The following is a 13,164-nucleotide window of genomic DNA, read 5'->3' as shown; positions in this document are numbered from 1 at the left end:
CGGCGAAAATGGCGAATACTGTCCTGTCAATCTGCCGTGCAACCTCCGAAAAGAGGGGGTTGGTGGCGTGATCACAGACGGATAATGTCAGCGCCATTACAAAGCAGTGTCAAGCGATAGAACATCGATCCCGCGTGAAAAGGAATCACCATGAACCCTGTTGTGTTGCCGGAGGCCCCGGCCGTGATTCATCTCGCCTCTGACACGATGGCCGCCTGCTGCCCGCAAATCGCGCAGGCGTTGTATCAGCAGTCCTTTTTGTTAACCGCCCCATCCTATGGTACCGACGCTGAAACAACGGCGGCACAGCAGGCGTTGCGGCAGGTGCTGGAGGCCCCGCAGGCAGAGATTTTCCCGCTGGTCAGCGGCACGGCGGCCAATGCGCTGGCCCTGTCGGCAATGACGCCACCGTGGGGCACGGTCTATTGCCATCAGGCGGCCCATGTGCTGGTCGATGAATGCGGCGCCGTTGAACAGTTGTCCGGTGGGGCGCGCCTACATCCCTTGCCGGGGGCAAATGGCAAGATTACCGCCGATGTGCTGGACATGCATCTGGTCACCGCAGCGGCGGGCAGCGTGCACCAGATGCCAGCGGCTGCCGTATCACTGACCCAGGCCACCGAATCGGGCACAGTGTACAGCGTGGGGGAAATCGCCGCACTGGCCGAGGTCTGCCATGATCACGGGCTGTTGCTGCACATGGATGGGGCGCGGTTTGCCAATGCGCTGGTGACACTGGGCTGTTCTGCTGCCGAAATGACCTGGAAGGCCGGGGTCGATGTCCTGAGCTTTGGGGCGAGCAAGAACGGAGCCTGGGCCGCCGAGGCGGTGGTGTTCTTTGATCCGGCTCTGGCCGGGGGCTTTGCCTATCGCCGCAAACGCAGCGGTCATCTGGTGGCCAAGGGGCGCTTTATCGGAGCACAACTACAGGCCTATCTGCAGGATGATCTGTGGCTGACCAACGCCCGCCATGCCAATGCGCTGGCGCAGTTGCTGGGGCAGGCCTTTGCCGACGCCGGAATGCCACCGGTCTGGCCGGTGCAGGCGAATGAGGTGTTCGTCATCCTGACCCCGGTGGTCGAAGCCTGCCTGCGCCGGATTGGCGTGGAGTGGGCCCCGTGGAGCAATGAAAGCGGGGACGGAGACATGGCGCGCTTTGTCACCAGCTGGGCGACCAGCGAGGCCGATATCCTGCTGATCGCCGAAACCCTGCACCGGTTGTCGCGGGAAGGTTAGAGCAAATGTGACGCCACAGGACACGACAGTCCGTGCAGGAGAATGGGCTACCGCCCATACCCGTTTGGTGGCGATGCCCCCAAACTCCCATTTTTTCTTTCAATATCAAATGAATGGGGTCTGGGGCCTTAAGGCCCCAGCGAGGTTTGGAGCAGTGCTCCATGATCCTGTTTTCTGTTTGTCGTGTACTGTGACCTGACGCAGGCTCACTACTTTAATCCACTGCCTGCCGCAATGCCGCCGCCGCCGCCCACGGGCACAGGGCCAGCGCCCCCAGCAACATTGCCCCCAGAATCAGCAACTGGGCGCGGAAGCCGAAGTCCATCACCGCCGCGTCCACGGCAGAAACCCCGAACACCAGCACCGGGATGTACAGCGGCAGGACCAGCAGCGACAGCAGCACACCGCCCCGCCGTGCCCCCAGCACCAGCGCCGCGCCCACCGCTCCGATCAGGCTGAGAGTCGGAGTCCCCAGCGCCATGGCGGCAACCAGCACGGCAAAACCATCGCCGTTCATGTGCAGCAGCACGGCCAGAACCGGGGCGGCCAGCAGGATCGGCAAGCCGGTGGTCAGCCAGTGGGCGACCACTTTCCCCAGCACCAGCACCGGCAGCGGGACGGGCGACAGGGTGAGCAGATCGAGCGAGCCATCTTCGTATTCCTGCTGAAACAACCGGTCGAGCGACAGCATGCAGGCCAGCAGGGCGGTGACCCACAAAATCCCGGCGGAGATGCGTTCCAGCACACCAGATTCCGGGCCAACTCCGAACGGAAACAGCACCACGCACAGCACGAAAAAGGTGACCACCATCAGGCTGTCCGATCCCTGACGCAGGGCCAGACGCAGGTCACGCCGAATCACTGTCCACAACGACCGCCCCATGGCTTACCCCTCCGTCCAGCCAAAGGCGCTGTCGTCATCATCGTTTTCGGCCAGCCCCTCGCGGTGGGGCGAAAAGTCTTCCATGTGGAAGGCTCGTGCTCCGGGGAGCACCACATCGGTGTGGGTTGACAGCGCAACGATGCCCCCGCGCGCCCGGTGGGCAGCAATCTGATCTTCGAGCACCGCAATCGAGGCCTTGTCCAGCGCGGTGGTCGGCTCGTCCAGCAGCCACACCTGCCCCGGGGCAGCGAACAGGCGGGCCAGATTGACCCGCCGTTTCTGACCGGCAGAGAGGAACCGGCCCGGCACGTCGGCCAGCCGTCCCATGTCAAACAATTCCAGAGCCTGATGGACTGCCGCCTCGACGTCCGCCACCTCGGGAGCCCACAGGCGGACCCAGAACGAGACATTTTCCGCCACCGTCAGCACTGGCTTGATGGCGTCGGCGTGACCAAGATAGCGCGTGCGCAGGCCGTGGGCTTCGCGGTCATCCTGCACCGGCTGGCCCTGCCACAGCAGGTGCCCGGCGGCCGGAGCCACCAAAGCGGCCATCACCCGCAAAAAGCTGGACTTTCCGGAACCGTTCCGCCCCAGCAACAACAGGGCATCGCCCGGTTGGCAGGCAAAATTCAGCCCACGAAACACCACACGATCACCACGGATGCACCCCAGTCCCTGCCCGGCAAACAACGGGGCAGAGGGCGACGGGGCAGAGGGGGGGGCTGCCGCCTCGACAGGCGGTTCTATCGGCTGAGTGCTCATGGCGCAGAGGTATAGCAGATAAAAAACTGCCCTGCCACCGCGCGGGACGGTCTGACAGGGCAGAAGGTAACCCCTGAGGGCGGGGGGAAGAGAGACTCTGGATCAACAGGGTCTGCAACCAGGATGGGCCTGATGCGGGAGGGAGGGAGCATCAAACCCGAAATCGTTCAGAGAGGTCGGCGACCAACACCCTGAGGGGGGCGGGGAGGTTGGGCGTTGGTCGCCTCGGCTGCGGTCGTCCCAAACCGCCTTGGGGAACGGGGATGGGGGCGGTTCGGGCGCGGACGACGGTCATGGGGAGTGCAGGGGGAACTGCGTTTCCGTCGCCGTCCATGAGATGTATTTAGCCGTCCGAATGTGGCGAGACTTTGATCAAACCTAGGTCATTTGGGGGCGGAATATCCGGTTTGACGGTCCAATTGCGGCAAAAATGCGCCTTTATGACAGGTTGTTCATCAAATCAGCCCCATCCGGTCGTTTTCCTGCGGGATGGCCCTGCCTGTGCGCTTGCCGTTCTCTTTTGTGACTGAACGGGTTAGTCTGGGGCAACATCACCTTCCCTGCCGCCGAAAGGCCCCGCCGATGTCCATCTACCTTCCGATCGCTGGCGTTACGGAAAATATCCTCGTCCTGCTGATGCTGGGGGGGAGTATCGGTTTCCTGTCCGGCCTGTTCGGGGTCGGTGGCGGGTTTTTGCTGACCCCGCTGCTGATCATGATGGGTGTTCCGGCGCCGGTGGCGGTTGGCTCGGGGGCCAATCAGGTGCTTGGAGCCAGCGTTTCGGGCATGCTCGCCCACTGGCGGCGCGGAACGGTCGATGTGCGGATGGGGGTGATCCTGCTGGTTGGTGGTCTGGTCGGCTCGACCGCCGGGGTTCACCTGTTCGCCTGGCTGAAGGCCCAGGGGCAGGTCGAGCTGGTGATCAATCTCAGTTATGTCCTGCTGCTGGGGGTGATCGGGGGTCTGATGCTGATCGAAAGCTCGCGTGCCCTGCTGAAACGGCGGGCACCGGTGGTTTCCCGCCACAAACTGCACAGCCACAGCCTGTTGCACCGTTTGCCGTTCAAGATGCGCTTTCCCCGCTCGCGCCTGTACATTTCGATCATTCCTCCGGCGCTGGTCGGCTTTGCCGTCGGGGCGCTGTCGGCGATCATGGGCGTTGGCGGTGGCTTCATCATGGTTCCGGCGATGATCTATCTGTTGAAAATGCCTGCCGAAGTGGTGGTGGGAACCAGCCTGTTCCAGATCGTGTTCGTCACCGCCAACGTCACCTTCATGCAGGCCAACACCAATCAGGCGGTGGATGTGATCCTGTCGGTGTTGCTGCTGATTGGCGGGGTGGTCGGGGCCCAGTGGGGGGCCACCCTTGGCCGCCGTCTGCGCGGGGACCAGATGCGGTTTTTGTTGGCGTTGCTGGTGCTGGGGATGGGGGTGAAGATCGTCTTTGACATTACCCTGACCCCGGCGGACCTCTATTCCATCAGCGCCGCCGCCCAGCACTGAGAAAAACCCTTGACCCGGCTCCAGTGGCACGGCACAACCGCCTGTGTACCGAGCCGGCATGAGTCTATGCGGAACGGCCTCGGCCTGTGGGGGCGTGGCGAAACTGGTATACGCAAGCGACTTAAAATCGCTCGACTTCGGTCGTACGGGTTCGAGTCCCGTCGCCCCCACCATCTTTCTTTCTGGCTTCTGGCTCCATGATCTCTCTTGATGCGCTGCCTGCGGGCGTTTACAGCGACCTTTCCGCGTCCCGTGCCGGTACCCCCGTGCGTCCCGGCATCGTGTTTGACCGCGATGGCGTGCTGATCGTCGAAGCCCATTACCTCAGCAACCCCGATGATGTCTGTCTGGAGCAGGGCAGCGCGGCGTTTCTGCGCCGGGTGCAGCAGGCAGGCTGGGGCTGTGGGGTGGCAACCAATCAGGCCGGGATTGCCCGTGGCTATTTTGACTGGGCCGCCTATCGGGCGGTGGCGGCCCGGCTGAACGAGATTCTGACCACCGAAGGCTGCCCGGTCGAGGCGACCATTGCCTGTGGTTACCACGCCAAATATGGCGAACAGCACCCCGACGGCGATTTCTGGCGCAAGCCCGGCCCCGGCATGGCCCTGTACCTGCTGCATCATCTGGCACTGGACCCGGCGCACAGCTGGCTGATCGGCGACAAGGCATCCGATCTGGGCAGCGCCAAGGCAGCCGGAATGCGCGGTGGCATCCACCTGTTGACCGGCCACGGACGGGATGCCGGCGAGCGCGAGGCGGCGCTGGCGCTGGCCGATGACCGCTTTACCGTACTTGCCGCTGACTCCCTGCTCGACTGCATGGCGCTGTTTGACCCGGAGCATGGCTTTCTTTCTGCCGGGGATATGGAGTAACCTCCCGCCCCGGTTTCCTGTACAGGCGATGGTGTTGTGTCTTCTCCCCGCTCCTCGGAACATACCCTGCGGCTGATGCTGACCGATGCCGGTCTGACCTTGCTGGCGCAACTGCTGTGTTTTGGCTCCTTTCTGGATATCAATGCCATCGGGTCCGGCAGTGGCGCGATGATCATCGGGGCGACGCTGGCCATCACCGCCCTGATGCCGTTGTCCGGGCTGGCCTTTGGCCTGTACAAGATCATCCTGCGCCACGTCAGCCTGTTCATGTTCATTGTTGCCGCGCTGGTGGTGATGATTCTGACCGCTGCGGTGGTGGTGGTCGATTCGCTGTTACCGTCGCTGATCATCCCGGCACGAATATATGCCGTCTTTGCCCTGCTGATGATCTGCGCCCTGTGCGGGCCCCGGCTGGGGATTGTGGCCCTCTATCAGCGGTCGCGGCCGATGTCGGCAGCCTGTCGGCGGCTGTTGATCTATGGCGCCGGGCAGGCCGGGCTGTCGCTGGCTATGTCGGTGCGGGCGTCGCTGAGCCATCAGGTGGTTGGGTTCCTTGACGATGACGCCGCCCTGCAGGGCCGCGAGCTGCTCGGGCTGCCGGTCCTGTCACCGCGCGATGCCGCCAGCAGCATACGGGAGCTGAATGCCCAGACGGTGGTGGTGGCCCTGCCCAGCGTTGGCCAGCAGCGTCGCCGCCAGATTCTGTCGCAGTTTTCGCACTATCCGGTGCAGCTGCGCACCCTGCCTGCCCTCGATGAATTGCTGGACCGCGACCACATCACCCTCAATCAGGTGCGCGACGTCGAACCGGAAGAGCTGTTGTGGCGCGACGTGGTGCCCCCGGGTGCTGATCTGCTGGGGCGCGACATTCGGGGCCGGTCGGTGCTGGTGACGGGCGGCGGCGGGTCGATTGGCAGCGAAATCTGTCGTCTGGTGCTGACTCTGCACGCCCGGCGGCTGGTGATTCTCGATCATTCCGAATTCGATATCTATACCATTGACCACGAAATTCACGAGAAACTGGCCCGTCACAAGCTGGCGGTCGAGGTGGTCAGCGTGCTGGGCGATGTGCGTGACCGTGCCCTGCTGGACGAGGTAATCCGCAACAACGGCATCGAGATCATTTTCCACGCCGCCGCCTACAAGCACGTTCCAATGGTCGAGCACAATCCGCTGTCCGGCCTGTCAACCAACGTGCTGGGGACATGGACCGTTGCCCGGGCCGCCCACGACCATGCGGTCGGCAAGATGGTGCTGATTTCCACCGACAAGGCGGTGCGCCCGACCAACGTGATGGGGGCCACCAAACGGATGGCCGAGCAGGTGTTGCAGGCGATGGCCGCCAACGGCAGCCCGACCTGCTTTACCATGGTCCGCTTTGGCAACGTTCTCGGGTCCAAGGGCTCGGTGGTGCCGCTGTTCCGCCAGCAAATTTCCTCGGGCGGGCCGATCACCCTGACCCATCGCGACATCACCCGCTATTTCATGACCATCCCCGAAGCGGTGCAACTGGTGTTGCAGGCGGGCGCGATGGCCGATCCCGGCGACCTGTTCGTGCTGGATATGGGCGAGCCAATCCGCATTTACGACCTTGCCGAACGAATGATCCGCCTCAGCGGTTACAGCGTGCGCAGCAGCGAAAACCCCAACGGTGATATTGCCATTGAAATTATCGGCCTGCGTCCCGGTGAAAAGTTGTATGAAGAGCTGTTGATCGGCGCCGATGTCACCGGCTCGGAACATCCGCTGATCATGCGCGCGCGTGAGAAATTTCTAACCTGGGATCAACTTTCAGGGCATATTCAGCACCTGCGCGCCCTTATCGAGCGCCGCGACACTCAAGGCGCCCTCACCTTGCTGCAAACGGCGGTTCCCGAATACCAGCCGGACACGGGGGGGCACACCTGCGGGTGATCGTCCCGTCAAACCAAGAGATTGCCTCAGTATGTCTTACGATCGCCTGCTTGTTCACATCGGCTTTGCTGTCTTTGTTTTTGTCTGTTCGTACCTGCTGACCTTTGTCATGCGGCAACGGTTCAAGATCATGGATGTGCCCAACCAGCGGTCTTCGCATAAAGTTGCGGTCCCCCGCTCGGGCGGGGTGGCAATCGTTCTGGCCTCGACGCTGGCGGTGATTATGTACCTGCTGCTGGGGACATCCTCGTTGTTGCCGCAGGAAAACCTGATTCACTTCGCCTTTGCCTATGGCATCGTGGTGGTGATGTCGCTGGTCGATGACATCAAACAGATTGGTGTGCTCGGCAAGCTGATCGCCCAGATCATGGCCGCCGCGCTGGTGGTCAGCGCCGGGTTCTGGGTCAAAACCCTCGACATTCCGTTCATGGGGACGGTGACTCTTGGCTGGTTCGGCATTGTCCTGACCGTATTCTGGGTGGTGGCGGTGACCAACGCCTTCAACTTCATGGACGGACTCGACGGACTCGCGGGCGGGCAGGCGGTGCTGACCCTGCTGGTGTTTGGCATCATCACCTTTTTCAACGGCTCGCACTTTGTGTTTGTCATCTCGTATTGCCTGATGGCTGCCTGCCTTGGCTTTCTGCTGCACAACCTGCACCCGGCCAAAATCTTCATGGGCGATACCGGCAGCCAGTTTCTGGGCTTTACCTTTGCCCTGCTGGGGGTGATTGCCAGCCAGTTCGATCAGGCCGAGACCACCATTATGGTGATGCCGATCCTGCTGTTCTCGTTCCTGTGGGATACCGCCTTTACCCTGATCCGCCGCAAACTGGCTGGTGATCCGATCACCGCCCACCGCACCCACCTGTACCAGTTGCTGAACCGGCTGGGGGTCGGGCATCGCGGTGTTGCCGGGCTGTATTACGCTTTTGCCATCCTGCAGGGGGGGCTTGCCCTGCTGACCATGGAACTGAAGGGGTTGATGTCCCTGATTTCCATTGCCATTTTGTGTGTCGTTTTCTCCCTCTACTCGCTGCTGATCACCCGCAAGGCCCGGGCAGCCGGTTTGATTTAAACCAGCTCCAATCTTGGAGCCCGGCGCGGTTCGGTGTACAAGCACCCAGCCGCACCGGGGCCGCTGCCCGGGTGGATGACGTTCGGCACTCTCCCCCTTGTCCGCCAGAGGCCCGCTCGCTGTGCAGTCACTTCTTCAAGGCTATCGCCCGTATCTGCTGCTGACCCTGCTGTGGGCGTTTGTCGCCCTGCCGGGCCTGACCTCAATGCCCGTCATGGACCGCGACGAAGCGCGTTTCGTGCAGGCCACCCGCCAGATGGCCGAAAGCAACGACTATGTGGTCGTGCGCTTTCAGGACGAACTGCGGGCGAAAAAGCCGGTCGGGATTTATTGGTTGCAATCGGCGATGGTCGATGCGTTCTCGCATCCGGCCAAAACCGACGCCTGGCCCTATCGCCTGCCGTCGGCGCTGGGGATGCTGATGGCGGTACTGATGACCTTCCGCCTTGGCTTGGTGCTGTTTGACCGCCGGATTGCCCTGCTGGCCGGGGGGCTGCTGGCCACCTCGCTGATGGCCGCCGTCGAGGCCCATCTGGCCAAGACTGATGGCGTTTTGCTGGGGCTGACTTCGGTGGTGATGGGCTGCTTTGGCCTGATCTATCTGGCGGGCAAGGGGGGGCCAAAGGCTCCGTCATGGGCAGCGCTGGCCCTGTGGCTGGCGCTGGGCTGTGCCTTGCTGGTCAAGGGGCCGGTCACGCTGATGATCCTGCTGCTGACCATGATCACGCTGGGCATCGCCGACCGGACGGTGGTGTTCCTGCACGGCCTGCGCCCGGTGATGGGCCTGTTGCTGTGCGGGGCGATTGTCGGCCCGTGGCTGGCCGCCGTCACCAGCGCCACCAAAGGGGCCTTTGTTCAGAAGGCGGTTGCCGAAGACCTGTTGCCCAAGCTTCTGGGGGCGCAGGAAAGCCACGGCGCGGCTCCCGGTTTTTATGTCGCCATCGTTCTGGTGACCCTGTTTCCCGCCAGCCTGTTCCTGTTTCCGGCGCTGGTGCGGGCCTGGCGGGAACGCTCGTTGCCCGGCATCCGCTATGCGCTGGCGTGGCTGGTGCCGAGCTGGATTGTTTTCGAGCTGCTGCCGACCAAGCTGCCGCATTACACCCTGCCGCTGTATCCGGCGCTGGCGCTGATCATTGCCACCTGCCTGTTCGCCGTCCGTGATGGCACCTATCAGCGACTGGCCGCCCTGCCTGCCATGCTGTGGTATGGCTTGTGGAGTCTGGTCGCACTGGCGCTGGCCGGTGGCTTTATCGCCCTGCCAATCCTTTATGGTGATGGCTGGTCACTGTGGTCCATCCCTGCCGCGGCGGGCGTTCTGCTGGCGCTGGGCTGGGGCTGGCTGAACCTGCTGCGCCACCGCTTCCTGAATGCGGCAGCGGCGGTGATGGCCGGGGCGGTGCTGACCTATGCCAGCACCTTTGGTGGCCTGATCAACACCCTGCAAGACCTGTGGGTCAGCGAACGGGTTGCCGCTCGCATCGAGGCGATGGCACCGGGTGCTGCTGTTGCCTCGGCTGGCTACCATGAACCGAGTCTGGTGTTCCTGCTGGGGACGCACACCCTGCTGACCGATGGCGAAGGGGCCGCCCACCTGCTGGCCGAAAAGCCGGGCAGCGCGGCAGTGGTCGAAGCCCACCAGCTTGACGGTTTCCGTGCTGGCATCACCACGGCAGGGCTTGCCCCGCGCCTGATCGAAGGCGAGGTGGTTCGCGGCTTTAACTATTCCCGTGGCAAGCCGGTCGAGATGCACCTGTTCACCCTGACGTCGCAGCCCTGAAGCAGTGTGCGAAAAGTGGGAGCCGGTTTTGCGCACAGTCACTGCGACAAATTAAAGAGCAGGAAGGATATCGAGCCATGAGTGACACTCCCTCACGCGGTCCGCTGGCAACTGTCTGCGATACTGTCCGCGCCGGGACTTTGCGCGCAGGCTGTGGCCTTGTTCGCTTCACCCGAAGCTCTCCACGACTGGCGACGCTGGCCTATGTCAGCCTGTTCTGCCTGCTGTCGGTCCTGTTCATTGACCGCCCGCTGGCTCTGGCCCTGAAAAATGACCTTGATCCGCACGTCTTCGGGTTTTTCAAAACCATTACCGACATCGGATTGGGCGGGCCGTGGTTCGTCCTGTTCCTGGCCCTGCTGGCGTTCTGTGCGGCAATGATGCACCTGTCCCACACCGTCGAAGGCCATGCCAAATGGCGCGCCCGGCTGGAACCGTGGTTCTATGCCCTGACGGTGATGATCGTGTCGGGCATTCTGGTCCAGTTGCTGAAATTCACTTTTGGCCGCTATCGTCCCAAGTTTCTGTTCTCTGACCAGATTTATGGCTTTGCGCTGTTTTCCGGCAACAACAGCTTTCCATCCGGTCACAGTCAGGGCATCTGGGCGGCAATGATGGCCCTGTGGTTCATTTTTCCCCGCTATCGCGTCGTGTGGGTCGCCATTGCGCTGCTGATCTCGCTGTCCCGCGTGTTCACCACCGTTCATTTCCTGTCTGACGTGGTGATGGGCAGCACGCTGGCGATCCTGTGCGCCCTGTGGGTCAAGACCCTGTTCGACAGCTCGGTTCAGCGTGGCTCGGTCGAGTGGAAATAAGCCGCTTTGACGGCAAACGATGGACGAAACGCCCTCGACAGGCTATGTATCTGCAACACTTCCAGACCGTGGTCTGATCACGGTCACAGCACATGAGAATGGGGTACCATGAGCACAGGCAGGTTTACCGGGGCAGGCACCGACTGGAGTGTCCTTGAAGGCAAGTCGGTTCTGGTTACTGGCGGCACCGGCTCGTTCGGGCGGAAATTCATTCGTGCCCTGCTGGACAACTGCACGCCGCGCCGGGTGGTGGTGTTCTCGCGCGATGAACTGAAGCAGTACGAGATGGACCGCGAGTTCCAGACCCATCCCGGCTATGGCCGCCTGCGCTTTTTCATCGGTGATGTGCGCGACCTTGACCGTCTGGTGATGGCCTTCCGCGACATTGACATCGTGGTTCATGCCGCCGCGCTGAAGCATGTGCCGATTGCCGAATACAACCCGTTTGAATGCATCCGCACCAACGTCATCGGGGCGGAAAACGTGGTCACCGCCTGCCTGCGCACCAATGTGCAAAAGGTGGTGGCGCTGTCCACCGACAAGGCCGCCAGCCCGCTGAACCTGTATGGCGCCAGCAAGCTGGCCTCGGACAAGATTTTCGTTGCTGGCAACAACATGGCCGGTGGCGACGGCCCGCGCTTTTGCGTGGTGCGCTATGGCAACGTGATCGGTTCGCGCGGCAGCGTGGTACCGCTGTTCCAGCAGATGATCCGCGATGGCGCCAAAGACCTGCCGATCACCGACGAGCGGATGACCCGGTTCTGGATCACCCTGCAACAGGGGGTGGCCTTTGTGGTGTCCAGCCTGCAGCAGATGGACGGCGGCGAGATTTTCATCCCCAAGATCCCCAGCATGCACATGGTCGATCTGGCGGCGGCGCTGGCCCCCGACCTGCCGCGCCGTATCGTCGGCATCCGTCCGGGCGAAAAGCTGCACGAAGTGATGATCACCGAAGACGACGCCCGCAACACGCTGGAACTGGCCGACCGCTATATCATCGAGCCGTCGCTGGCGTTCTGGAAGCGTGGCGGCGTGGCGGCCAATGCCACCCCGGTGGGCGATGATTTCTATTATGCCAGCAACAACAACCCGGATGTCCTCGACGCCAGCGGGCTGGCCGAGATGCTGCAAAGTGCCGGCCTGCTGTAAGCCCTGAAACGTCTGCACATGAAAAAACGCGCCGTCCGCTATCGGGGGGCGCGTTTTTTCATTGGGAGAGTCGGCCTGGAGCATTGTGTGCTCACTGTGGCGTCAGATTGCACAGGACACGACAGTTGGTGGAAAAGAATGGGCTATCGCCCACACCTCGTCGGGGCCTCAAGACCCCGACGAGGTGTGGAGCAGCGCTCCATGATCCTGTTGCTTTTTACCGTGTCCTGTGAGGCTTACGGCTCCTATTCCGCCACCATGCGGGCGCGGTGCTGCTGGCGGATCGGATGCTGGGGATAGACCCCCAGCACATGGACTTCGTGCGAGAAGAATTGCAGTTCTTCCAGCGCCAGCCGCACCGCCCGTTCTTCCGGGTGGCCTTCGACTTCGGCGTAGAACTGGGTGGCAACGAACAGGCCATCGACCATGTAGCTTTCCAGCTTGGTCATGTTGACGCCATTGGTGGCAAAGCCGCCCAGCGCCTTGTACAAGGCGGCGGGCACGTTGCGCACCTTGAACACAAAGCTGGTCACCACCGCTTCATCAACCGTCGGCACCACCGCCTGCCGAGCCATGATCACAAAGCGGGTGGTGTTGTGAGCGGCGTCCTCGACGTTGGCGCGCAACGACACCAGCCCATAGGTTTCCGCCGCCAGCCCCGAGGCAATGGCGGCAATGCTCTTGTCGCCACGGGCGGCGATTTCCTGCGCCGACCCGGCAGTATCGGCGGCCACCACGGCCTTGATGCCCAGCTCGCGGATCAGCTTGCGGCACTGGCCCAGCGCATGGACATGACTGCGCACTTCGCGGATATCGTCGATCGATGCCCCCGGCACCGCCAGCAGGTGATGATGAATCGGCTGGAAGTGCTCGCCGATGATGTGCAGGCCGGAATTCGGCAGCAGGTGGTGAATGTCCGCCACCCGTCCGGCGACCGAATTGTCGATCGGAATCATGCCATAGCGGGCCTGACCGTCACGCACGGCGGCAAAAGCCTCGTCAAACGATGCGCAGGGCAGAGCGGCCATGTCGGGAAACACGGCGCGGCAGGCCAGATGCGAATAGGCTCCGGGCACGCCCTGGAACGAGATCACGTCGTCCACCGGGGTGGAAGCATCGGCAACACGCAACGGAGAAGAGGCTTGGGTCATGGGAAGACGAACTTTCTTGCTTGG

At 62.6% G+C, this 13,164-nt stretch carries 11 protein-coding genes and 1 tRNA gene; 9 read left to right on the top strand and 3 right to left on the bottom strand.

The annotated features are described in order from the left end of the window. Positions 1 to 150 precede the first annotated feature (150 nt). Positions 151 to 1,236, top strand: a complete 1,086-nt coding sequence (locus BW995_RS05420) for a threonine aldolase family protein (protein ID WP_245821298.1) — start codon at positions 151 to 153, stop codon at positions 1,234 to 1,236. 214 nt (positions 1,237 to 1,450) lie between these two features. Here the strand turns inward: BW995_RS05420 and ccmB are convergent, their stop codons facing one another. Then, the gene (gene ccmB / locus BW995_RS05415) at positions 1,451 to 2,119 is read right to left on the bottom strand and encodes a heme exporter protein CcmB (RefSeq protein ID WP_076399169.1); all 669 of its coding nucleotides are present in this window, start codon (positions 2,117 to 2,119) and stop codon (positions 1,451 to 1,453) included. A gap of 3 nt (positions 2,120 to 2,122) precedes the next feature. Further along, positions 2,123 to 2,881, bottom strand: coding sequence for a heme ABC exporter ATP-binding protein CcmA (ccmA, locus tag BW995_RS05410; RefSeq protein WP_084194604.1), 759 nt, complete (start codon positions 2,879 to 2,881; stop codon positions 2,123 to 2,125). A 582-nt stretch (positions 2,882 to 3,463) separates the two neighbouring features. Between ccmA and BW995_RS05405 the strand changes: the two genes are divergently transcribed. From BW995_RS05405 to pseB, 8 genes are all read left to right on the top strand, one after another. Next, the gene (locus BW995_RS05405; RefSeq protein ID WP_076399168.1) at positions 3,464 to 4,384 is read left to right on the top strand and encodes a sulfite exporter TauE/SafE family protein; all 921 of its coding nucleotides are present in this window, start codon (positions 3,464 to 3,466) and stop codon (positions 4,382 to 4,384) included. 88 nt (positions 4,385 to 4,472) lie between these two features. Further along, positions 4,473 to 4,557, top strand: a tRNA-Leu gene (locus tag BW995_RS05400). Positions 4,558 to 4,581: 24 nt separating this feature from the next. Beyond that, complete coding sequence (locus tag BW995_RS05395; protein ID WP_076399167.1) at positions 4,582 to 5,256, top strand: D-glycero-alpha-D-manno-heptose-1,7-bisphosphate 7-phosphatase; 675 nt, start codon at positions 4,582 to 4,584, stop codon at positions 5,254 to 5,256. Positions 5,257 to 5,292: 36 nt separating this feature from the next. Then, positions 5,293 to 7,170 (top strand): polysaccharide biosynthesis protein, encoded by a 1,878-nt coding sequence (locus BW995_RS05390; RefSeq protein WP_076399166.1) that lies wholly within the window; start codon positions 5,293 to 5,295, stop codon positions 7,168 to 7,170. A gap of 31 nt (positions 7,171 to 7,201) precedes the next feature. Next, a complete protein-coding gene (locus tag BW995_RS05385) occupies positions 7,202 to 8,248 on the top strand; it encodes a glycosyltransferase family 4 protein (protein ID WP_076399165.1) in 1,047 nt (348 codons plus the stop codon). A gap of 121 nt (positions 8,249 to 8,369) precedes the next feature. Beyond that, positions 8,370 to 10,025, top strand: coding sequence for an ArnT family glycosyltransferase (locus BW995_RS05380; RefSeq protein WP_076399164.1), 1,656 nt, complete (start codon positions 8,370 to 8,372; stop codon positions 10,023 to 10,025). 77 nt (positions 10,026 to 10,102) lie between these two features. After that, entirely contained in the window at positions 10,103 to 10,840 is a 738-nt protein-coding gene (locus tag BW995_RS05375; RefSeq protein WP_076399163.1) for a phosphatase PAP2 family protein, read from the top strand. Positions 10,841 to 10,948: 108 nt separating this feature from the next. Then, positions 10,949 to 11,989 (top strand): UDP-N-acetylglucosamine 4,6-dehydratase (inverting), encoded by a 1,041-nt coding sequence (pseB, locus tag BW995_RS05370; RefSeq protein WP_076399162.1) that lies wholly within the window; start codon positions 10,949 to 10,951, stop codon positions 11,987 to 11,989. Positions 11,990 to 12,234: 245 nt separating this feature from the next. Here the strand turns inward: pseB and BW995_RS05365 are convergent, their stop codons facing one another. Beyond that, positions 12,235 to 13,140, bottom strand: a complete 906-nt coding sequence (locus BW995_RS05365; protein WP_076399161.1) for a prephenate dehydratase — start codon at positions 13,138 to 13,140, stop codon at positions 12,235 to 12,237. Positions 13,141 to 13,164 lie beyond the last annotated feature (24 nt).

It is taken from the genome of Insolitispirillum peregrinum (assembly GCF_900156605.1).
Taxonomy (GTDB): Bacteria; Pseudomonadota; Alphaproteobacteria; order Rhodospirillales; family Rhodospirillaceae; genus Insolitispirillum; species Insolitispirillum peregrinum.
The sequence above is the reverse complement of the archived record's forward strand: the minus strand, read 5'-3'. Positions and strand labels throughout refer to the sequence as shown.

What these genes read in the sequence shown, in the direction of transcription:
- ccmA (WP_084194604.1), bottom strand. Translation starts at nt 2,881, where the DNA reads ATGAGCACTCAGCCGATAGAACCGCCTGTCGAGGCGGCAGCCCCCCCC.
- BW995_RS05420 (WP_245821298.1), top strand. Translation starts at nt 151, where the DNA reads ATGAACCCTGTTGTGTTGCCGGAGGCCCCGGCCGTGATTCATCTCGCC.
- BW995_RS05365 (WP_076399161.1), bottom strand. Translation starts at nt 13,140, where the DNA reads ATGACCCAAGCCTCTTCTCCGTTGCGTGTTGCCGATGCTTCCACCCCG.
- BW995_RS05395 (WP_076399167.1), top strand. Translation starts at nt 4,582, where the DNA reads ATGATCTCTCTTGATGCGCTGCCTGCGGGCGTTTACAGCGACCTTTCC.
- pseB (WP_076399162.1), top strand. Translation starts at nt 10,949, where the DNA reads ATGAGCACAGGCAGGTTTACCGGGGCAGGCACCGACTGGAGTGTCCTT.
- BW995_RS05375 (WP_076399163.1), top strand. Translation starts at nt 10,103, where the DNA reads ATGAGTGACACTCCCTCACGCGGTCCGCTGGCAACTGTCTGCGATACT.
- BW995_RS05385 (WP_076399165.1), top strand. Translation starts at nt 7,202, where the DNA reads ATGTCTTACGATCGCCTGCTTGTTCACATCGGCTTTGCTGTCTTTGTT.
- BW995_RS05405 (WP_076399168.1), top strand. Translation starts at nt 3,464, where the DNA reads ATGTCCATCTACCTTCCGATCGCTGGCGTTACGGAAAATATCCTCGTC.
- ccmB (WP_076399169.1), bottom strand. Translation starts at nt 2,119, where the DNA reads ATGGGGCGGTCGTTGTGGACAGTGATTCGGCGTGACCTGCGTCTGGCC.